At 55.1% G+C, this 20,432-nt stretch carries 15 protein-coding genes; 10 read left to right on the top strand and 5 right to left on the bottom strand.

Annotated features, from left to right (window positions below):
- Positions 1 to 18 precede the first annotated feature (18 nt).
- The 6 genes from hrpB (at position 19) to fhuB (ending at position 11,346) form a co-directional block, all read left to right on the top strand.
- Entirely contained in the window at positions 19 to 2,448 is a 2,430-nt protein-coding gene (hrpB, locus tag AC5JPW_RS10785; RefSeq protein ID WP_494240177.1) for an ATP-dependent helicase HrpB, read from the top strand.
- 139 nt (positions 2,449 to 2,587) lie between these two features.
- A complete protein-coding gene (gene mrcB, locus AC5JPW_RS10780; RefSeq protein ID WP_494240176.1) occupies positions 2,588 to 5,122 on the top strand; it encodes a bifunctional glycosyl transferase/transpeptidase in 2,535 nt (844 codons plus the stop codon).
- Between the two features lie 257 nt (positions 5,123 to 5,379).
- Positions 5,380 to 7,632: a ferrichrome porin FhuA gene (gene fhuA, locus AC5JPW_RS10775; RefSeq protein ID WP_494240175.1), complete on the top strand. Its 2,253-nt coding sequence runs from the start codon at positions 5,380 to 5,382 to the stop codon at positions 7,630 to 7,632.
- A gap of 47 nt (positions 7,633 to 7,679) precedes the next feature.
- Positions 7,680 to 8,477 (top strand): Fe3+-hydroxamate ABC transporter ATP-binding protein FhuC, encoded by a 798-nt coding sequence (gene fhuC, locus AC5JPW_RS10770; protein WP_494240173.1) that lies wholly within the window; start codon positions 7,680 to 7,682, stop codon positions 8,475 to 8,477.
- Positions 8,477 to 9,367, top strand: a complete 891-nt coding sequence (gene fhuD, locus AC5JPW_RS10765; RefSeq protein ID WP_494240172.1) for a Fe(3+)-hydroxamate ABC transporter substrate-binding protein FhuD — start codon at positions 8,477 to 8,479, stop codon at positions 9,365 to 9,367. Before fhuC ends, fhuD begins: the two co-directional genes overlap by 1 nt.
- On the top strand, positions 9,364 to 11,346 hold the full coding sequence (gene fhuB / locus AC5JPW_RS10760; RefSeq protein ID WP_494240171.1) for a Fe(3+)-hydroxamate ABC transporter permease FhuB: 1,983 nt from the start codon (positions 9,364 to 9,366) through the stop codon (positions 11,344 to 11,346). The genes fhuD and fhuB overlap by 4 nt, the downstream gene beginning before the upstream one ends.
- 77 nt (positions 11,347 to 11,423) lie before the next feature.
- Here fhuB and hemL read toward each other — a convergent pair whose 3' ends face one another.
- A complete protein-coding gene (hemL, locus tag AC5JPW_RS10755; RefSeq protein ID WP_494240169.1) occupies positions 11,424 to 12,704 on the bottom strand; it encodes a glutamate-1-semialdehyde 2,1-aminomutase in 1,281 nt (426 codons plus the stop codon).
- A 193-nt stretch (positions 12,705 to 12,897) separates the two neighbouring features.
- Between hemL and erpA the strand changes: the two genes are divergently transcribed.
- Positions 12,898 to 13,242 (top strand): iron-sulfur cluster insertion protein ErpA, encoded by a 345-nt coding sequence (erpA, locus tag AC5JPW_RS10750; RefSeq protein ID WP_485886993.1) that lies wholly within the window; start codon positions 12,898 to 12,900, stop codon positions 13,240 to 13,242.
- Between the two features lie 46 nt (positions 13,243 to 13,288).
- On the opposite strand, the gene AC5JPW_RS10745 is transcribed toward erpA, so the two are convergent.
- Genes AC5JPW_RS10745 through mtnN form a run of 3 tightly spaced genes read right to left on the bottom strand, consistent with a single transcriptional unit; the run spans position 13,289 to position 15,418 of the window.
- Entirely contained in the window at positions 13,289 to 13,912 is a 624-nt protein-coding gene (locus tag AC5JPW_RS10745) for a TRIC cation channel family protein (RefSeq protein WP_494240167.1), read from the bottom strand.
- Between the two features lie 14 nt (positions 13,913 to 13,926).
- Positions 13,927 to 14,727 (bottom strand): vitamin B12 ABC transporter substrate-binding protein BtuF, encoded by an 801-nt coding sequence (btuF, locus tag AC5JPW_RS10740; RefSeq protein ID WP_494240165.1) that lies wholly within the window; start codon positions 14,725 to 14,727, stop codon positions 13,927 to 13,929.
- A complete protein-coding gene (mtnN, locus tag AC5JPW_RS10735; RefSeq protein WP_494240163.1) occupies positions 14,720 to 15,418 on the bottom strand; it encodes a 5'-methylthioadenosine/S-adenosylhomocysteine nucleosidase in 699 nt (232 codons plus the stop codon). Before mtnN ends, btuF begins: the two co-directional genes overlap by 8 nt.
- 108 nt (positions 15,419 to 15,526) lie before the next feature.
- Here mtnN and dgt point away from each other — a divergent pair, with 108 nt between their 5' ends.
- The 3 genes from dgt to cdaR all read left to right on the top strand — a co-directional run bounded on the left by dgt (position 15,527) and on the right by cdaR (position 19,923).
- A complete protein-coding gene (dgt, locus tag AC5JPW_RS10730; protein WP_494240161.1) occupies positions 15,527 to 17,041 on the top strand; it encodes a dGTPase in 1,515 nt (504 codons plus the stop codon).
- A gap of 136 nt (positions 17,042 to 17,177) precedes the next feature.
- On the top strand, positions 17,178 to 18,605 hold the full coding sequence (gene degP / locus AC5JPW_RS10725) for a serine endoprotease DegP (protein WP_494240160.1): 1,428 nt from the start codon (positions 17,178 to 17,180) through the stop codon (positions 18,603 to 18,605).
- A 160-nt stretch (positions 18,606 to 18,765) separates the two neighbouring features.
- Entirely contained in the window at positions 18,766 to 19,923 is a 1,158-nt protein-coding gene (gene cdaR / locus AC5JPW_RS10720; RefSeq protein ID WP_039078427.1) for a DNA-binding transcriptional regulator CdaR, read from the top strand.
- Between the two features lie 96 nt (positions 19,924 to 20,019).
- Here the strand turns inward: cdaR and AC5JPW_RS10715 are convergent, their stop codons facing one another.
- The gene (locus tag AC5JPW_RS10715; RefSeq protein WP_494240159.1) at positions 20,020 to 20,409 is read right to left on the bottom strand and encodes a DUF3461 family protein; all 390 of its coding nucleotides are present in this window, start codon (positions 20,407 to 20,409) and stop codon (positions 20,020 to 20,022) included.
- Positions 20,410 to 20,432 lie beyond the last annotated feature (23 nt).

Raw genomic sequence — 20,432 nt, 5'->3', positions numbered from 1 at the left:
ATCTCTCTGGAGCCTTGCGTGTCCTCTTTGCCGGTTGCCGCCGTACTGCCCGATCTTTTAAACGCCTTACACCATGCGCCGCAGGTGCTGCTTATTGCGCCCACTGGGGCAGGGAAATCCACCTGGCTGCCGTTACAGCTTTTGCAGCAGAGGGAAGGCCAGGGGCGTATTTTACTGCTTGAACCGCGAAGACTGGCGGCACGTAATGTCGCGCAGCGCCTGGCAGAACAGTTGGGTGAACAACCTGGCGAAACGGTGGGCTACCGTATGCGGGCACAAACCTGCGTAGGGCCCCAGACCCGGCTTGAAGTGGTGACGGAAGGGATTCTTACCCGCATGATCCAACAGGATCCAGAACTGAGCGGTGTGGGGCTGGTGATCCTCGATGAATTCCATGAGCGCAGCCTGCAGGCTGATTTGGCCCTTGCCCTGCTGCTGGATGTGCAGCAAGGGCTGCGCGACGACCTCAAGCTACTGGTGATGTCCGCGACTCTGGATAACACTCGCTTGCAGACCTTACTGCCGGACGCGCCGCTTATTGTTTCAGAAGGCCGTATGTTCCCGGTAGATCGCCGTTACCAGACATTGAGCGCTCACACCCGTTTTGATGAAGCTGTCGCATCGGCGACCGCGGAATTGCTGCGGTCAGAAACAGGTTCCCTGCTGCTGTTCTTGCCCGGTGTAAGCGAAATACAGCGCGTGCAGGAGCAACTCGCCAGCCGGGTGAGCCGTGATGTGTTGCTCTGCCCGCTGTATGGCGCACTGCCGCTTACTGAACAGCGTAAAGCGATTTTGCCTGCCCCGGCGGGGCTTCGCAAAGTGGTGCTGGCAACCAATATTGCAGAAACCAGCCTGACCATTGAAGGGATCCGTCTGGTGGTCGACTGCGCGCAGGAGCGGGTCGCGCGTTTTGATCCGCGAACCGGGCTAACCAGGCTGGTCACCCAGCGCATAAGCCAGGCCTCCATGACGCAGCGTGCGGGCCGCGCCGGACGCCTTGAACCCGGTATCTGTTTGCACCTGATTGGTAAAGAGCAGGCGGAGCGGGCGGCGGCGCAGGGCGATGCGGAAATAACCCAGAGTGATTTATCCGGTCTGTTGATGGAGTTGTTACAGTGGGGATGCCAGGATCCTGCTCAGCTAAGCTGGCTCGATGTGCCGCCTGCGACGAACCTTGCAGCCGCCCGTAAACTGTTAAACCAATTGGGTGCACTGGACGGCGAGCGTTTGTCCGCCTTCGGGCAAAAAATGGCGGTATCAGGCAACGATCCCCGGCTTGCCGCAATGCTTGCAGGCGCGAAGAGTGCGGATGAGATTGCCACCGCGGCTAAGCTTGCGGCTATTCTTGAGGAACCACCGCGTGGGGGCAATGCCGATCTTGGAGCCGCCTTTGCCCGCAATCAGCCGCAGTGGCAACAGCGCGCCCGGCAGTTGGCTCGCCGCCTGAAAAGTGGCGACAGTGAGCCGGACAGTGATTTACTGGCGCCACTGCTGGCCCGCGCCTTTGCCGATCGCATTGCACGGCGGCGTGGACAGGACGGACGCTATCAACTGGCAAACGGCATGGGGGCGATGCTTGATGCCGATGATGCATTAAATCGCCATGAATGGCTGCTTGCCCCGTTGTTGCTACAAGGCAGTCAGTCACCGGATGCGCGTATTTTACTGGCGCTGCCGCTGGATATTGATGCACTGGTAGCGGCGTGCCCGGCGATTTTGCGACAATCCGATACTGTAGAATGGGATGATGCGCTGGGGACGTTAAAAGCGTTTCGCCGCAGCCAGATAGGTCAGCTCACGGTTAACGTTCAGCCGCTGGCGAAGCCGTCAGAAGCGGAACTGCATCAGGCGATGCTCAACGGCATTCGCGAGAAGGGCCTTGATGTGCTGAACTGGACGCCTGAGGCCGTCCAGCTGCGTTTGCGGTTACATTGTGCTGCAAAGTGGTTGCCTGAAGCAGAATGGCCGGCGGTGGATGATGCCTCGCTACTGGCAGAACTTGAGAACTGGTTACTGCCGCAGATGAATGGCGTGCATTCGCTGCGTGCCCTGAAGGCGCTGGATCTTCAGCACGCATTACAGTCCTGGCTTCCCTGGCCTTTGCGTCAACGGCTGGATAGTGAACTCCCGGCGCATTACACTGTGCCCACGGGAAGCCGCCTTGCCATTCGATATCATGAAGATAATCCTCCGGCACTGGCAGTCCGCATGCAGGAGATGTTTGGTGAGGCGACTACGCCAGCTATTGCGCAAGGGCGGATTGCGCTGGTGCTTGAGCTATTGTCTCCGGCGCAGAGGCCGCTGCAAATAACCCGCGATTTAGCGGCGTTTTGGCAGGGGGCGTATCGGGAGGTGCAAAAGGAGATGAAGGGGCGATATCCCAAGCATGTCTGGCCTGATGATCCTGCGAATACGGCACCGACGCGGCGGACGAAAAAGTATTCCTGAGTGTGTTTACGTGAGTGCGGCCTTCTCCCACAGGGAGAGGGCGAAAATGACATGTTTATTTTGAGAGATTTCTTCTTCCTCCATCTGGAGTAAGAACTGAGAATCGGGCCTTTGCGCCTGAATGTTGCGGAGAGAGAGCATGGCGGGGAATGACCGCGAGCCAATTGGACGTAAGAGTAGAACGACGCGTCCGGCGAAAGAGAAAATCAGTCGTCGTCGAGCCACAGAAGAGGAATACGACGACTACGACGATGAGGATGGCGATGAAACGCCAGCCCCGCGTAAAGGGAAAGGTCGGGGCGGCAAACCTCGCGGTAAACGCCGTTGGTTCTGGTTGCTGTTCAAGATTTGCCTCGTTGGCGCAGTCCTGTTAGCCATTTACGGTGTGTATCTCGATCAGAAGATCCGCGCACGTATTGATGGCAAAGTCTGGCAGCTTCCTGCGGCGGTGTATGGCCGAATGGTCAACCTTGAGCCGGATATGCCTGTCAGCAAAAATGAGATGGTAAAACTGCTGGAATCTACGCAGTACCGCCAGGTGACGAAGATGACCCGTCCTGGTGAATTTACCGTGCAGGGCAAAAGCATTGAGATGATCCGTCGCCCGTTCGATTTCCCGGACAGTAAAGAAGGGCAGGTACGTGCACGTCTGACCTTTGACGGTGACAGGCTGGAAACCATTGAGAACATGGACAGTAACCGTCAGTTTGGTTTCTTCCGTCTCGATCCGCGTTTAATCACCATGCTCTCTTCACCTAACGGTGAGCAGCGCCTGTTTGTGCCGCGTAGCGGTTTCCCGGACCTGCTGGTGGATACCTTACTGGCGACCGAAGACCGTCACTTCTATGAGCACGACGGCATCAGTTTCTACTCCATTGGTCGTGCGGTGCTGGCAAACCTGACTGCCGGGCGCACTGTGCAGGGCGCGAGTACGCTGACGCAACAGTTGGTAAAAAACCTGTTCCTGAGCAGCGAGCGTTCCTACTGGCGTAAGGCGAACGAAGCCTTGATGGCGCTGATTATGGATGCCCGCTACAGCAAAGATCGTATTCTTGAACTGTATATGAACGAGGTCTATCTCGGTCAGAGCGGTGACAATGAGATCCGCGGCTTCCCGCTGGCGAGTTTGTACTACTTTGGTCGCCCGGTGGAAGAGTTGAGCCTTGATCAGCAGGCAATGCTGGTGGGGATGGTGAAAGGCGCATCGATTTACAACCCATGGCGCAACCCGAAACTGGCCCTCGAGCGCCGTAACCTGGTACTTCGCCTGATGCAGCAGCAGCAGGTTATCGATCAGGAACTGTACGACATGCTCAGCGCACGTCCGCTTGGTGTACAGCCGCGCGGTGGGGTTATCTCCCCGCAGCCTGCATTCATGCAGATGGTGCGTCAGGAGTTGCAGGCTAAGCTCGGCGATAAAGTTAAAGATCTCTCCGGCGTGAAGATTTTCACCACTTTTGACTCGCTGGACCAGGATGCCGCTGAAAAAGCCGCAGTCGAAGGGATTCCGGCGCTGATCAAACAGCGCAAGCTGGACGATCTTGAAACTGCGATGGTCGTGGTGGACCGCTTTAGTGGTGAAGTGCGTGCGATGGTCGGTGGTGCAACGCCGCAGTTTGCCGGCTATAACCGTGCGATGCAGGCGCGCCGCTCTATCGGCTCACTCGCGAAACCGGCGACCTATCTGACAGCGTTGAGCCAGCCGGATAAATTCCGTCTGAACACCTCCATTGCCGATGCGCCGATTTCGCTGCGTCTGTCGAATGGTCAGACGTGGGCACCGCAGAACGATGATCATCGCTTCAGCGGCCAGGTCATGCTGGTGGATGCGCTGACCCGTTCCATGAACGTACCGACGGTTAACCTGGGGATGGCAATGGGCCTGCCTGCGGTGACGGATACCTGGTTGAAACTGGGTGCGCCTAAAGACCAGCTGACGGCGAATCCGTCGATGTTGCTCGGTGCGCTTAACCTGACGCCTATTGAAGTGGCGCAGGCGTTCCAGACTATCGCCAGCGGCGGCAACCGCGCCACCTTATCTGCGCTGCGATCCGTGATTGCAGAAGACGGTACGGTGCTCTATCAGAGCTTCCCGCAGTCCGAGCGTGCGGTGCCTGCCCAGGCGGCGTACATGACGCTCTGGACCATGCAGCAGGTTATCCAGCGCGGTACGGGGCGTCAGTTAGGGGCGAAGTATCCGAACCTGCATCTGGCAGGGAAAACCGGGACCACCAACAACAACGTGGATACTTGGTTTGCGGGCATTGATGGGCGTGAAGTGACCATTACCTGGGTAGGGCGCGATAACAACCAGCCTACCAAGCTCTACGGAGCCAGCGGGGCTATGGCGATTTATCAGCGTTACCTGGCTAACCAGTCACCTATCCCGTTGGACCTGACGCCGCCGGAAGATATCACCACCATGAGCGTGGATGACATGGGCAACTTTATGTGTGCGGGCGGCGGAACGCGTTCATTACCGGTATGGACCACCAACCCGGATGCGTTGTGTCAGCAAAGTCAGATGATGCAGCAACAGCAGCAGGGCAATCCGTTTGATCAGTCTGCTCAGCCGCAACAACAGCCTCAGCAGCAACAACAGCAACAGCCACCGCAGCAAGAGAAGAGTGATGGCGTCGCAGGTTGGATTAAAGACATGTTTGGTAGTAACTGATCCCCAAACCCTCAGTCGTCAGGCTGAGGGTTTTTCTTCCCTCAACTGATGTTCCGTAAACAACCGGCTAACCTCGTTTTAAAGAGTACATAATTCTTTATTAACGCCCTGCATTTCATCTGGTTATTTCTTAATCCCCTTCGTCCTTCAGGGATGCATATTGCTTGCTACGCAGACAATGCTTCGCATATTATGCTGCCGTCATAATAATAATTATCGTTTACGTTATCATTCACTCATTGTCAGAGAAAATAACAATGGCGCGTCCAAAAACTGCTCAGCCAGTCAACATCTCACTGCGTAAAATCGCAGTAGTTGTAGCCACAGCGGTTAGCGGCATGTCTGTATATGCACAGGCTGCTACGACCCAAAAAGAAGATACCATCACTGTTAACGCTGCTGCCGCTCCGCAAGAGAGCGCGTGGGGACCGGCTGCGACAATAGCTGCTCGACATTCTGCAACGGCGACCAAAACGGATACCTCGATTGAGAAGTCTCCGCAATCAATTTCCGTGGTGACCAGTGAAGAGATGGCACTGCACCAGCCAAAATCGGTTAAAGAAGCATTGAGCTATACCCCAGGCGTTGCCGTGGGTACGCGCGGTGCGTCGAACACCTATGACTACCTGATCATTCGTGGCTTTGCCGCCGATCAGCAGAGCCAGAACAACTACCTCGACGGTATGAAGATGCAGGGCAACTTCTATAACGACGCGGTGATTGATCCTTACATGCTTGAACGTGCGGAAGTCCTGCGCGGCCCGGCTTCCGTACTGTACGGAAAAAGCAGCCCAGGCGGATTACTGAACATGGTCAGCAAGCGTCCAACCACGACGCCGCTGTATGAAGTGCAGTTCAAGATGGGCACCAATAACCTTTATCAGACCGGTTTTGACTTCAGCGATGCGCTGGATGACGATGGCGTTTACTCTTACCGTTTGACCGGCCTGGCTCGCTCTGCGAATGCACAGCAAGAGACCGCGAAAGAGCAGCGTTATACCATTGCGCCATCTTTCAGCTGGCGTCCGGATGATAAAACGAACTTCACCTTCCTCTCTTACTTCCAGAACGAGCCGGACACCGGTTACTACGGCTGGTTGCCAAAAGAGGGTACGGTTCAACCGCTGCCGAACGGCAAACGCCTCTCCAGAGATTTCAACGAGGGTGCCGAGAACAACTCCTATTCTCGTAACGAGAAAATGGTCGGCTACAGCTTCGAACACGGCTTTGATGACACCTTCACCGTGCGTCAGAACCTGCGTTTTGCGGAGAACAAAACCGCGCAGAACAGCGTTTACGGTTACGGAATGTGTTCCGATAAGCTCTATTCCAGCAACCCGTCCACAAGTCCTTGTGCAAGCGTTGCGCAGTCTGACTGGGATCATACGCTGACCCGTCAGTATGTGATTGACCGCGAGAAACTGCAGACCTTTACCGTTGATACCCAACTGCAGAGCAAATTTGCGACCGGTGCTATCGATCATACCCTGTTGACCGGTGTTGACTTTATGCGCATGCGTAACGATATCGACTCCTGGTTTGGTTATGCAGGCTCTGTGACCCCGTCTGATATCTACAATCTTGACCGCAGCGATTATGACTTCGGTGCGCATGACGGACCTTCTGGCCCTTACCGTGTTCTGCTCAAACAGAAACAGACCGGTGTTTATGCGCAGGATCAGGCGCAGTGGGATAAGGTATTAGTGACTTTGGGGGGCCGTTACGATTGGGCCAAACAGAGCTCCTTTAACCGTGACTATGGCACCAAGGCTGCACGTGACGACAACCAGTTCACCTGGCGTGGTGGTGTTAACTACCTGTTTGATAATGGTGTAACGCCTTACTTTAGCTACAGCGAATCCTTCGAGCCGGCCTCCACTACCGGTGCCGATGGCGCGATTTTTGCTCCGTCTAAAGGCAAGCAGTATGAAGCTGGCGTGAAATACGTGCCGCAGGATCGTCCGATTGTGCTGACCGGTGCTGTCTACCAGTTGACCAAAACGAACAACCTGATGGCTGACCCTGCGGGTTCCGTCTGGTCTGTTGAAGGCGGCGAAATTCGTGCGCGCGGCGTTGAAGTTGAAGCGAAAGCGGCACTGTCTGCCAACATCAACGTGGTCGGTTCTTATACCTATACGGATGCTGAGTACACTACTGACACCAACAACAAAGGCAATACACCGCCGCAAGTGCCTAAACATATGGCGTCTGCGTGGGGCGATTACACCTTCTTTGATGGTGCGCTGTCTGGCCTGACGCTGGGTACAGGAGCTCGCTTCACCGGCTCAAGCCAGGGTGACCCAGGTAACACGTTCAAAGTGGGTAGCTATACCGTTGTTGATGCGCTGGTACGTTATGACCTGGCACGCGTTGGTATGGCGGGTTCTAACGTTGCGGTACACGTAAACAACCTGTTCGATCGTGAATACGTTGCAAGCTGCTTCAACTCCTACGGCTGCTTCTGGGGTGCTGAGCGCCAGGTGGTGGCAACAGCAACCTTCCGCTTCTAATCTCTCTTCGGGCACGGTTCGCCGTGCCCTTTTATAAGTTGGCACCCATGCAGGAAAACATCGCGCTTCCCGATACCACGTTTCAACTCTCCGACGTCACCTTCCGTGTACCTGGTCGTACCCTTCTGCACCCGCTCTCGCTGACCTTTCCGGTCGGGAAAGTGACGGGCTTGATTGGTCACAACGGCTCCGGTAAATCCACTTTGCTCAAAATGCTTGGCCGTCATCAGCCGCCTTCTGAAGGCGATGTGCTGTTGGATGGCCAGCCGCTGGCGAGCTGGAACAGCAAGTCCTTTGCCCGGAAAGTGGCTTATCTGCCGCAGCAGTTACCCCAGGCTGAAGGCATGACCGTGCGTGAACTGGTCGCAATTGGACGTTACCCGTGGCATGGTGCGTTGGGCCGCTTTGGTGTGGCTGACCGTGAGAAAGTGGAAGAGGCGATTTCGCTGGTAGGACTCAAACCCCTGGCACATCGTCTGGTGGATAGCCTGTCCGGTGGCGAACGCCAGCGGGCGTGGATTGCGATGCTGGTAGCCCAGGACAGCCGCTGCCTGTTGCTGGATGAACCGACGTCAGCGCTGGATATTGCCCATCAAGTGGATGTGCTGGCACTGGTGCACCGCTTAAGCCAACAGCGTGGGCTAACGGTGATTGCCGTTCTGCACGATATTAATATGGCTGCGCGCTACTGCGACTATCTGGTCGCGCTGCGTGGTGGCGAGAAGATTGCCGAAGGAACGCCGGATGAGCTTATGCGCGCCGAAACCCTCGAACAAATTTATGGTATCCCCATGGGGATACTGCCTCACCCGTCAGGGGCTGCACCGGTGAGCTTTGTTTACTGATGGATGGTTTTAATCAGATTAGCCGTCGTCGTCTGCTGACGATGATGGCACTTTCCCCTTTGCTATGGCAGATGCGCAGTGCACAGGCTGCGGCAATCGACACGCAGCGCATTGTTGGCCTCGAATGGCTACCGGTCGAGCTGCTGCTGGCGCTGGGCATTAAGCCTTACGGCGTTGCTGATATCCCCAATTACACCCGGTGGGTCAATGAGCCCGCGATCCCCGAAGGGGTGATTGACGTTGGGCTGCGCACCGAGCCGAATCTTGAGCTGCTCACGCAAATGAAGCCCTCTTACCTTATGTGGTCAGCAGGATACGGCCCCTCTGCGGACGTGCTGGCGCAAATCGCACCGGGGCGTGGGTTTAGCTTCAGCGACGGGAAAAAACCGCTGGCGACCGCAAGACGTTCCCTGAACGAGATGGCACAGTTGTTAAATATGGAAACGGCGGCGCAGAAACATCTGGATGAATTCGACCACTTTATTGAAAGCAGAAAGCCCCATTTTGCTGGTCGTGGTGAACGCCCGCTGCTGATGGTAACGCTGCTGGATGCGCGCCATATGCTGGTCTTTACTCAAAACTGTCTGTTCCAGGAAGTGATGGATGAGTTCGGTATTCGTAATGCCTGGCAGGGGGAGACCACCTTCTGGGGCAGTACGACCATCGGTATTGACCGACTGGCGGGCTTCAAAGATGTCGACGTTTTGTGCTTTGATCATGGCAATGATGCTGAAATGAATAAGCTAATGGCAACGCCACTGTGGCAGTCCATGCCGTTCGTCCGTAGCGGACGTTTTCAGCGTGTGCCTGCCGTCTGGTTCTACGGCGCGACCCTTTCCGCCATGCATTTTGTTCGTGTTCTGGATAATGCTCTTGGGGGGAAAGCATGAGGACGCGTATTGCACGCCTTCCGGCGATCTTACTGTCGCTACTTTTTGTTGCTGGTGTCTGGCTGACCTGGATTAATTTCAACGCCGCATTGCCGCGTGCGCAGTGGTCGCAGGCCATTACGGCGCCGGACATTGATGTCATCGAACAGATGATTTTCCACTACAGCCTGTTGCCACGTCTGGCGATTGCGCTGTTGGTGGGGGCCGGTCTGGGGCTGGTGGGGGTACTGTTTCAACAGGTACTGCGTAATCCATTGGCGGAACCGACAACCCTTGGGGTCTCGACGGGTGCGCAGCTTGGCATCACCATCGCCACGCTCTGGACAATGCCTGGCGTGCTGACCACGCAGTTTGCTGCCCTGGCGGGAGCCTGCGTAGTGGGAGCGCTGGTCTTTGGTGTCGCCTGGGGGAAACGCCTCTCGCCGGTGACGCTGATTCTGGCGGGCCTGGTGGTCAGCCTCTATTGCGGCGCGGTAAATCAGCTGCTGGTGATTTTCCATCACGATCAACTGCAAAGCATGTTCCTCTGGAGCACCGGGACGCTCACACAAACCGACTGGAGCGGCGTGCAGCATCTGTGGCCGCAACTGCTTGGCGGCGTGGCGTTAACGTTACTGCTGCTACGTCCACTGACCCTGATGGGGCTGGATGATGGTGTTGCGCGTAACCTGGGGCTCGCGTTGTCTCTGGCGCGTCTGGGGGCCTTAACGCTGGCGATCGTGCTGAGTGCGTTACTGGTCAACGCGGTGGGGATTATTGGGTTTATCGGCCTGTTTGCCCCGCTGCTGGCCAGGATGCTCGGTGCGCGGCGGTTGCTGGCGCGACTGATGCTGGCTCCGCTGATTGGTGCGCTGATTCTGTGGCTCTCTGATCAGCTGATTTTGTGGCTGACCCGCGTGTGGATGGAAGTCTCCACCGGTTCAGTGACTGCGCTGATTGGCGCACCGCTGCTGTTGTGGCTGCTGCCGCGTTTACGCAGCATGAGTGCGCCGTCGATGGACGCAGGCGACAATGTGCCGGTGGAGCGTCAGAACGTGCAGTGGTTTGCTCTCGTCGGGTTGATCGTTTTACTGCTGGGCATGCTGGCGGCACTCTCCTTCGGGCGTGATGCCGAAGGCTGGCGCTGGTTAAGTGGCGCGATGCTGGATGATGTGATGCAGTGGCGCATGCCGCGTATTCTGGCGGCAATGACGGCGGGGATCATGCTGGCGGTGGCCGGGTGTATTATCCAGCGTCTGACCGGCAACCCGATGGCGAGCCCGGAAGTATTAGGCATCAGCTCAGGTGCCGCATTTGGCGTTGTGGTGATGTTGTTCTTTGTACCGGGCAACGCCTTTGGTTGGTTGATGCCTGCGGGGAGCCTGGGGGCGGCTGGCACGCTGCTTATCATTCTTATCGCAGCGGGGCGCGGCGGCTTTTCACCGCACCGGATGTTGTTGGCAGGGATGGCACTCAGTACCGCATTCACCATGCTGCTGATGATGTTGCAGGCGAGCGGTGACCCGCGTATGGCGCAGATCCTGACCTGGATCTCTGGCTCGACCTATAGTGCGACCTTCGGTCAGGTTGTCCGTACCGGCCTGATGATGATCGTGCTGCTGGCACTTGTGCCGCTGTGCCGTCGTTGGCTGACCGTGCTTCCGCTGGGTGGCGATACGGCGCGGTCGGTGGGGATGGCGCTTACTTCGTCACGTGTCGCTCTGCTGCTGTTGGCGGCGTGTCTCACGGCGACGGCGACGATGACGATCGGCCCGCTGAGCTTTATTGGCCTGATGGCTCCGCATATTGCGCGCATGATGGGGTTCCGACGCACGATGCCGCACATCGTTATCTCGGCGTTGGTCGGGGGATTACTGCTGGTAATTGCAGACTGGTGCGGGCGAATGATGATGTTCCCGTATCAGGTTCCGGCAGGCTTACTGTCGACCTTTATCGGTGCACCGTACTTTATCTATTTGCTGAGAAAGCAGAGTCGGTAATTCGTCCTCCCTCTCCCGGTGGGAGAGGGACGGGCTGAGGGCGCCAGGCCGCACAAATCTGACCTGATGCACCTTACTTACAGCTTCGCGAACACGCGACGCGCGGCGTCTACGGTGTTACGAATGTCTTCTTCGGAGTGGGCAACGGACATGAAGCCTGCTTCGAAGGCTGACGGAGCCAGATAGACCCCTTCTTCGAGCATCAGATGGAAGAAGCGCTTGAAGCGCTCTACATCACATGCCATGACGTCCTGATAGCAGGTGACTTCCTGTGCATCGGTAAAGAACAGACCAAACATACCGCCTACGTGATTAACCACCAGAGGGATATTCTGACCACGAGCGGCATCGAGCAAACCGTCTGCCAGCAGTGCCGTTAAGTCATTCAGAGTTTCGTGAATGCCAACCTGCGACACTTCGGTTAAGCAGGCATAGCCCGCCGCCATCGCAATCGGGTTACCCGAAAGTGTGCCCGCCTGGTAAACCGGGCCGGTCGGTGCCAGTGCGTCCATGATGTCGCGACGACCGCCAAAAGCCCCCACTGGCATGCCGCCACCGATAATTTTGCCCAGGCAGGTCAGATCCGGCGTGACGTCGTAATAAGCTTGCGCACCGCCCAGAGCAACGCGGAAGCCGGTCATCACTTCATCGATAATTAGCAGCGCGCCAAACTCATCGCACAGTGTGCGAAGGCCCTGCAGGAAGCCCTCTTTCGGCGGGATACAGTTCATGTTGCCCGCAACCGGTTCAACGATGATGCAGGCAATTTCCTGTGGATACTGTTCAAACGCTTCACGAACAGAGGAGAGGTCGTTGTAGGTGCAGGTTAGGGTGTGTTTGGCGAAGTCAGCCGGGACGCCCGGTGAGTTCGGCTGGCCCAGCGTCAGTGCGCCGGAGCCGGCTTTCACCAGCAGGCAGTCGGCATGACCGTGGTAGCAGCCTTCAAACTTGATAATTTTGTCACGGCCGGTGAAACCACGTGCCAGGCGGATGGCACTCATGGTGGCTTCGGTGCCGGAGTTCACCATACGTACCATGTCCATTGATGGCACCAGCTCTGTCACCAGCTCCGCCATTTTGACTTCCATCTCCGTCGGTGCGCCAAAGCTTAGCCCGCGTTCAGCCGCTTCAATGACCGCGTTGCGGATGATCGGGTGGTTATGACCCAGCACCATCGGGCCCCAGGAGCCGACGTAGTCAATGTAGGCTTTGCCGTCGGCGTCGTAGAGATAAGCGCCGTCAGCACGCTCAATAAACAGCGGCGTACCACCCACACCTGTAAAAGCACGAACCGGAGAGTTCACGCCTCCCGGGATAAGCTTGCGAGCGGCGCTGTAGAGGTTTTCTGACTTACTCATGAAATCGTTCCTGGTGAATTTTCGAAAGTGGGGGCCATTCTAAGGGATCCGATGATTGTTATAAAAGTTTTGCGCACGGAAAGGATAGACAAGCCTGGGGGAGAAGACTTGAAGGATTAGTGTGTGTGATGGATAATAGCCGAAAAGATCGGGTCATTATTTGCCCAGGTCGCAGTATGAATGGGAGCAAAAGATGAGTGATGACGTAGTGCTGCCGCTGCAGTTTACCGACGCAGCCGCCAGCAAAGTAAAGAATCTGATCGCAGATGAAGAGAATCCAAACCTGAAACTGCGTGTCTACATCACCGGCGGTGGTTGTAGCGGCTTCCAGTATGGTTTCACGTTTGATGACCAAATTAACGATGGCGACATGACCATTGAGAAGCAGGGTGTTGGTCTCGTTGTCGACCCGATGAGCCTGCAGTATCTGGTGGGTGGCGCTGTTGATTATACCGAAGGCCTTGAAGGCTCTCGCTTCGTGGTAACAAACCCGAATGCGACCAGCACCTGCGGCTGTGGTTCGTCCTTCAGCATCTGATGTGCCGGATGTGACAAAAAAGCCGTGTCAGTGACACGGCTTTTTGCTATCTGCCATTCTCGTCCAGTGCAAAGGTGGGCAGTTTTAAATGCCAGCGAATGGCGGCCAGACGGATGCCCAGCGTCACGACCATCCCGATCATACTGGCGACATCCAGCGGTATACCAAAGCCATACCAGGCGGTGGCATGAACAATCCCGCCCGCAATACAGGCGGTGGCGTAGATTTCCGTACGCAATATCATCGGCACCTCGCGGGCGAGGACATCACGAATAATCCCGCCGCCGACGCCGGTCAGTACGCCCATGCAAATGGCGACTAAGGGGCCGGTTCCGGCCAGAAACGCTTTGTTTACGCCGATCCCCACAAACACGGCCAGCCCAACGGCATCCAGCACCGGTAATATCCACTTCGGCAAACGTCGCGGCTGACGGACTAACAAAATAGTCAGCATACAGGTGACCATTGCCACCACCAGATCAGTTGGATCTTTCACCCAAAATACCGGCCCGTTGGCGAGGGCCATGTCACGGATGGTGCCGCCGCCGACCGCGGTGACTACGCCAAGCACCAGCACGCCAAAGGGATCCATCCGCAGCTTCCCGGCCAGTAACACACCTGATATGGCAAAAACAGCGGTGCCGACAATATCCAGCCAGTAGACAAGCATGGTTCAATCCCCGGTTATTTCACCTGCGCAAGGGCAGAGCAGAGTTGTTGAGCGGCGAGGATAATACGCGGGCTGGCGCGTTCAAACCAGTCTCCGGTAAGGGGAATCACCGGAATATCGAGCTGCCTGTGCCAGAATTGTTCGATTTTAGGAATCTCGCTCGCCCCGCCTGCTACGACAATAGCCTGAGGATTGCGTGACAGCACCTGCTCACGACTGACCTGTGGCCAGGGAACCCGACTGGCGGCAAAGATGTTTTCACCTCCGCACAGTTCCAGCACCTCATTTTGTAGAGAGCCTTTGCCGCTGGTGAAAAGCGGTTCCCCACCAAATTGCAGGAAAACGCGTTTTTTCGTCTGATCGGCATACTGTTTTTTGAGTGCGTTGTACTGATCGAGAAGTTGTGCAGAGGCTTGTCTGGCCTGTTCAGGGTGTGGACTATATTGCGCAAGTTGATCGAGTGATTCTGCAACCTGTTCGATGGTCACTGCGTCTATCCACTTGACCGTAATGCCCAGACGCCCTAACTGCTCAACCTGACGTTCGGCGTTACCACCGCGCCAGGCAAGTACGACATCGGGCTTCAACGCCACAATCCGCTCAACGTTCATCCCTTGCCAGGTGGCGACCTGTTCGATGTTGGTGGCTTCGGCAGGGTAATCAGAATAGCTGCTCACCCCAACAGGCGTAATGCCTGCGGCGAAGGCCAGTTCAGTATTACCCGGAGAGAGAGAAATCACGCGGGGCGCGGCATTGAGCCATGCAGGAGAAAGGAGAAACAGGGCGGCCAGCGCCCTGAAAAAATGCTTAGCCACGTGCCAGGTTCTGCACCAGCGTCTCAACCATCAGGCTGGACTGTTTCGCGGCAACCACCAGGAACTCGTCAAAGCTCAAGTGGGACTGCTGATCGGCAACGTCAGAGATAGCGCGAACCACCACGAATGGGACGCCAAAGTTATAGCAGACATGGGCAATAGCCGTGGCTTCCATTTCTACAGCGGCAGCCTGAGGGAAGTTATGGCGGATTTTTGCCAGGCCAACGGAACCGTTGATAAAGGCATCACCGCTGACAATCAGGCCGCGAACAGCATTCAGGTTGAGTTGATTGATGCAGGCTTCTGCCGCAGCAACCAGTTTTTCATCCGCTTTAAAACCGGCCGGGCAGCCAGGAAGTTGTCCGAACTCGTAGCCAAAGGCGGTGACGTCGGCATCGTGATAGCGTGCTTCATCAGAGACCACAATATCACCTACTTTCAGGGTTGATGCCAGGCCACCTGCGGAACCGGTGTTGATAATCACGTCAGGCTTGCAGCGCTCCAGCAGCAGCGTCGCGCCCATGGCGGCTGCCACTTTGCCAATGCCGGATTTCAGCAGAGCGACTTCTGTACCATTCAGCGTACCGGTGTAAATTTCACAGCCGCCAATAGTCAGCGTCTGACGATTATCGATTTTGTCACGCAGCAGCGTAACTTCTTCTTCCATTGCACCAATAATGCCAATTTTCATGGAGATACTCGCTAAAGTGATGAGACAGGATTACGTTTACAGGGCATAGTCTATCATGGCATACAGAATTGCATGACATCCCGTGATGCCTCGCTGACAGGAGAGGAAATGACTGAGATCGATTTTCGAAAAAAAATAAACTGGCACCGTCGCTATCGTTCTCCCCAGGGAGTGAAAACCGAACGTGAAATCCTGCGCATTTTCGAAAGCGATCGTGGGCGGATCGTCAACTCTGCGGCCATTCGTCGACTCCAACAAAAAACTCAGGTCTTCCCGCTTGAGCGTAACGCGGCGGTACGCACGCGCCTGACCCATTCGTTGGAAGTACAGCAGGTTGGTCGCTATATCGCCAAAGAGATCCTCAGTCGCCTGAAAGAGATGCGCCTGCTCGAAACCTATGGGCTGGATGAGTTGACCGGGCCGTTTGAAAGCATTGTCGAGATGGCGTGTCTGATGCATGACATCGGCAACCCGCCATTCGGCCATTTTGGTGAGGCGGCAATCAATGACTGGTTCCGCCAGCGTCTTGCACCTGACGATGCCACCAGCCAGCCGCTGACTGACGATCGCTGTGAGGTGGTCACCCTTCGTCTGCGGGAGGGCGAAGACAATCTCAATGCGCTGCGGCGTAAGGTGCGGCAGGATTTAAGCCATTTTGAAGGTAATGCTCAGGGCATTCGTTTGGTACATACGCTGATGCGTATGAACCTCACCTGGGCGCAGGTGGGCTGTATCTTAAAATATACTCGCCCGGCCTGGTGGACGGGGAAAACGCTCCCGTCACACAGTTATTTAATGAAAAAGCCAGGCTTCTATTTTTCTGAAGAGGCGTATGTTGAGCGCCTGCGTAAAGAATTAAACCTGGATACTTACAGTCGCTTCCCATTGACCTGGATTATGGAAGCGGCGGATGACATTTCTTATTGCGTGGCTGACCTGGAGGATGCGGTCGAGAAGCGTATTTTCTCGGCTGAGCAGCTTTATCAGCATCTTTACGATGCCTGGGGCGAACATACAAAAGGCTCACTTTTTTCACAGGTGGTCGAAAATGCCTGGGATAAATCCCGTGCAAATACCCTGAGTCGCAGCGCTGAAGATCAATTTTTTATGTATTTGCGGGTGAACACCTTAAATAAACTGGTGCCGTATGCCGCCCAGCGATTTATCGAAAATTTGCCACAAATCTACAGCGGTGAATTTAATCATGCGCTGCTGGAAGATGACAGTGATTATAGCCAGCTACTTGAATTATATAAAAATGTCGCCATTAAAGAGGTGTTCAGCCATCCTGATGTTGAGCAACTGGAGCTGCAAGGGTATCGGGTAATTAGTGGGCTGCTGGAGATTTATCGTCCGTTGTTACAGTTATCCCTCGCGGATTTTTCAGAGCTGGTGGAAAAAGACAGAGTGCGGCGTTTACCGATTGAATCCCGGTTATTGCAAAAGCTCTCAACGCGCCATCGACTGGCCTACGTTGAAGCGGTGAGTAAATTATCCCGGGAGGCGACTGATTATCCAATTCTGGAATATTATCATCGTTGTCGATTAATCCAGGACTACATCAGTGGCATGACAGATTTGTATGCGTGGGATGAATACCGCCGCCTGATGGCAGTGGAATAATAAGTCGGGAATTGTAAAGACGGACAATAAATTTTTACTTTTTCCAAAAAATTAATCCCGGAACTTCACGTTATAAAACGACTCTGAGAAGCACATACACAGCCGTTTTGCGTTATCAGTAAAGAGATTGAGAGACATGAAAAAAACTACGTTAGCAATGAGTGCTCTGGCGCTGAGTTTAAGTCTGGCGCTGTTCCCGGTATCTTCCATGGCGGCTGAGACGGCATCGTCGGCTACGACGTCACAACAACTTCCAAGCCTGGCGCCGATGCTCGAAAAAGTCATGCCGTCGGTAGTCAGTATCAATGTTGAAGGTAGTACGACGGTTAATACTCCGCGTATGCCGCGTAATTTCCAGCAGTTCTTTGGTGATAACTCCCCGTTCTGTCAGGATGGTTCTCCATTCCAGAGCTCCCCATTCTGCCAGGGAGGTCAGGGTGACCAGGGCGGTGGCCAGCAGCAGAAATTTATGGCACTGGGCTCTGGTGTCATTATCGATGCAGCGAAAGGTTATGTGGTGACTAACAACCACGTCGTGGATAACGCCACGACTATCAAGGTTCAGTTGAGCGATGGGCGCAAGTTTGACGCCAAAGTGGTGGGTAAAGACCCGCGCTCTGATATCGCGCTGATTCAAATTCAGGAACCTAAAAACCTGACCGCTATCCAGTTGGCGGATTCTGATGCGCTGCGTGTCGGCGACTACACCGTGGCTATCGGTAACCCATTTGGTCTGGGTGAAACCGTAACTTCAGGTATTGTTTCTGCGTTGGGCCGTAGCGGCCTGAACGCCGAGAACTACGAGAACTTTATTCAGACAGACGCGGCAATTAACCGTGGCAACTCCGGTGGTGCGCTAGTCAACCTGAACGGCGAACTGATCGGTATCAACACCGCGATTCTGGCACCTGACGGTGGCAATATCGGGATCGGCTTTGCTATTCCAAGCAATATGGTGAAAAACCTGACGGCGCAAATGGTGCAATATGGCCAGGTACGCCGCGGTGAGCTGGGTATCATGGGTACTGAACTCAACTCCGAGTTGGCGAAAGCGATGAAAGTCGATGCGCAACGCGGGGCCTTTGTCAGCCAGGTGATGCCAAATTCTGCGGCGGCGAAAGCGGGTGTGAAAGCCGGTGATGTCATTACCTCGTTGAATGGCAAACCGATTGGTAGCTTCGCAGCCCTGCGTGCAGAAGTGGGTTCTATGCCTATTGGTAGCAAAGTGACCCTTGGCCTGGTGCGTGATGGCAAGCCGGTGAACGTCAGCATTGAATTGCAGCAAGGGAGTCAGACCCCAGCTGAAACCGCAACAGTGTTCAGCGGCATTGAAGGCGCTGAAATGAGTAATAAAGGCAAAGATGAAGGCGTGGCGGTCAATGAGGTTAAGCCTAATACACCAGCTGCGCGGATTGGTCTTAAGAAAGGCGATGTGGTGATTGGGGCAAATCAGCAGCCGATTAAAAATCTCGGCGAGTTGCGCAAAGTCCTCGATAGCAAACCTTCAGTGCTGGCATTGAACATCCAGCGCGGTGACACTTCCCTCTACCTGCTCATGCAGTAACCACTCTGGCCCTCTTCTCCCATCCGGGAGGAGAGGGGCTTACCTCAGATTTTGTGAGGCCTTCCACAACTCCATACTTCTGAGTCAGGCTTTGTGCATATGCACAGTGCATGGCCTGGTTTTCTGCCATATGCTTGGGCCCTGCTCACGGGAGGGTTACATGGCTGGCTGGCATCTTGATACTAAAATGGCACAGGATATCGTGGCACGCACAATGCGTATCATCGATACAAACATTAACGTGATGGATGCACGTGGCCGCATCATTGGCAGTGGCGATCGCGAACGAATTGGTGAATTGCACGAAGGTGCGCTGCTTGTGCTCGCGCAGGGGCGCGTGGTCGATATTGATGATGCCGTGGCCCGCCATTTGCATGGTGTACGCCAGGGTATCAACCTGCCGTTGCGTCTGGAAGGGGAGATCGTGGGCGTTATCGGCCTGACGGGTGAACCTGAGTCGCTGCGCAAATACGGTGAGTTGGTCTGTATGACCGCCGAAATGATGCTTGAGCAATCCCGTCTAATGCATCTGCTTGCGCAGGACAGTCGTCTGCGCGAAGAACTGGTCATGAACCTGATTCAGGCAGAAGAGCATACGCCTGCATTAACCGAATGGGCCCAGCGTTTAGGTATCGATCTGAATCAGCCACGTGTTGTTGCGGTGGTGGAAGTCGATAGCGGCCAGTTAGGTGTCGACAGCGCGATGGCCGAGCTTCAACAACTGCAAAATGCCCTGACGACGCCTGAACGCAACAACCTTATTGCCATTGTCTCTCTGACTGAAATGGTGGTGCTGAAACCGGCACTGAATCAGTTTGGTCGTTGGGATGCTGAAGATCACCGCAAACGCGTTGAACAACTCATTCAACGCATGAAAGAAAATGGTCAGCTGCGTTTCCGTGTCGCACTGGGTAACTACTTTACCGGGCCGGGAAGTATTGCCCGTTCATACCGTACTGCGCGTACCACTATGATGGTGGGTAAGCAGCGCATGCCCGAGAGCCGCAGCTACTTCTATCAGGATTTGATGCTGCCTGTTTTGCTCGACAGCCTGCGTGGCGGCTGGCAGGCCAACGAACTTTCTCGTCCACTTCAGCGGCTCAAGGCGATGGATAACAATGGCCTGTTGCGTCGTACTCTGTCGGCATGGTTCCGCCATAACGTGCAGCCTTTGGCGACGTCAAAAGCGCTCTTTATTCACCGTAATACGCTGGAATATCGTCTGAATCGCATTTCTGAGTTAACGGGACTGGATTTGGGGAATTTTGACGACAGGTTGCTGCTGTATGTGGCGCTGCAATTGGATGAACAGAGATGATTGGATTAAGCGTGGCTTGATGCCCTTGTCCAACCCTGTCCAATGAGGAAGGGACCAGAAACTAAAAACGGTAACCCTTGGGTTACCGTTTTACTTTTACTTCGTGCGGGTCAGTTTCTCGAGATCCGCCTCAATTTCGCTGATCTTGTTCGTTACGACACTTTCGAGGTGGCGCAGATCGTCAAGGATCTTACGTTTGAGATCGACTTCGGTGCGATCACGCTGGCAAATCTGGTCTAGCTCATCGATAACGTAGCGCAAGTTGGGACTGATTTCCTGCACTTCCTTATAGCCCTGACCTACGCCATCTGCGACCACCGTCTTACGCTGACGAGGGTATTTAAACTTTACGCTTTTGGCAAAAAACTCGCCTTTGTCCTTGTGAAAATAGATTTTCAGGATGTCGTTATTGGCTTCCTGGCGGAGGCTGTAACGGTCAATTTCATCAGGATTGGTAATGCCTAAACTTTTCAGATTATCGTACATAGCGGTACCCTTAAGCTCAACAT

Source organism: Phytobacter sp., from assembly GCF_059074235.1.
Note: the sequence above shows the minus strand (reverse complement) of the source record. Positions and strands in the feature narration are given on the sequence as shown.

Coding starts and splice junctions, on each gene's coding strand:
- mrcB (WP_494240176.1), top strand. CDS start 2,588: ATGGCGGGGAATGACCGCGAGCCAATTGGACGTAAGAGTAGAACGACG.
- fhuA (WP_494240175.1), top strand. CDS start 5,380: ATGGCGCGTCCAAAAACTGCTCAGCCAGTCAACATCTCACTGCGTAAA.
- fhuC (WP_494240173.1), top strand. CDS start 7,680: ATGCAGGAAAACATCGCGCTTCCCGATACCACGTTTCAACTCTCCGAC.
- fhuD (WP_494240172.1), top strand. CDS start 8,477: ATGGATGGTTTTAATCAGATTAGCCGTCGTCGTCTGCTGACGATGATG.
- fhuB (WP_494240171.1), top strand. CDS start 9,364: ATGAGGACGCGTATTGCACGCCTTCCGGCGATCTTACTGTCGCTACTT.
- hemL (WP_494240169.1), bottom strand. CDS start 12,704: ATGAGTAAGTCAGAAAACCTCTACAGCGCCGCTCGCAAGCTTATCCCG.
- erpA (WP_485886993.1), top strand. CDS start 12,898: ATGAGTGATGACGTAGTGCTGCCGCTGCAGTTTACCGACGCAGCCGCC.
- AC5JPW_RS10745 (WP_494240167.1), bottom strand. CDS start 13,912: ATGCTTGTCTACTGGCTGGATATTGTCGGCACCGCTGTTTTTGCCATA.
- mtnN (WP_494240163.1), bottom strand. CDS start 15,418: ATGAAAATTGGCATTATTGGTGCAATGGAAGAAGAAGTTACGCTGCTG.
- dgt (WP_494240161.1), top strand. CDS start 15,527: ATGACTGAGATCGATTTTCGAAAAAAAATAAACTGGCACCGTCGCTAT.
- degP (WP_494240160.1), top strand. CDS start 17,178: ATGAAAAAAACTACGTTAGCAATGAGTGCTCTGGCGCTGAGTTTAAGT.
- cdaR (WP_039078427.1), top strand. CDS start 18,766: ATGGCTGGCTGGCATCTTGATACTAAAATGGCACAGGATATCGTGGCA.
- AC5JPW_RS10715 (WP_494240159.1), bottom strand. CDS start 20,409: ATGTACGATAATCTGAAAAGTTTAGGCATTACCAATCCTGATGAAATT.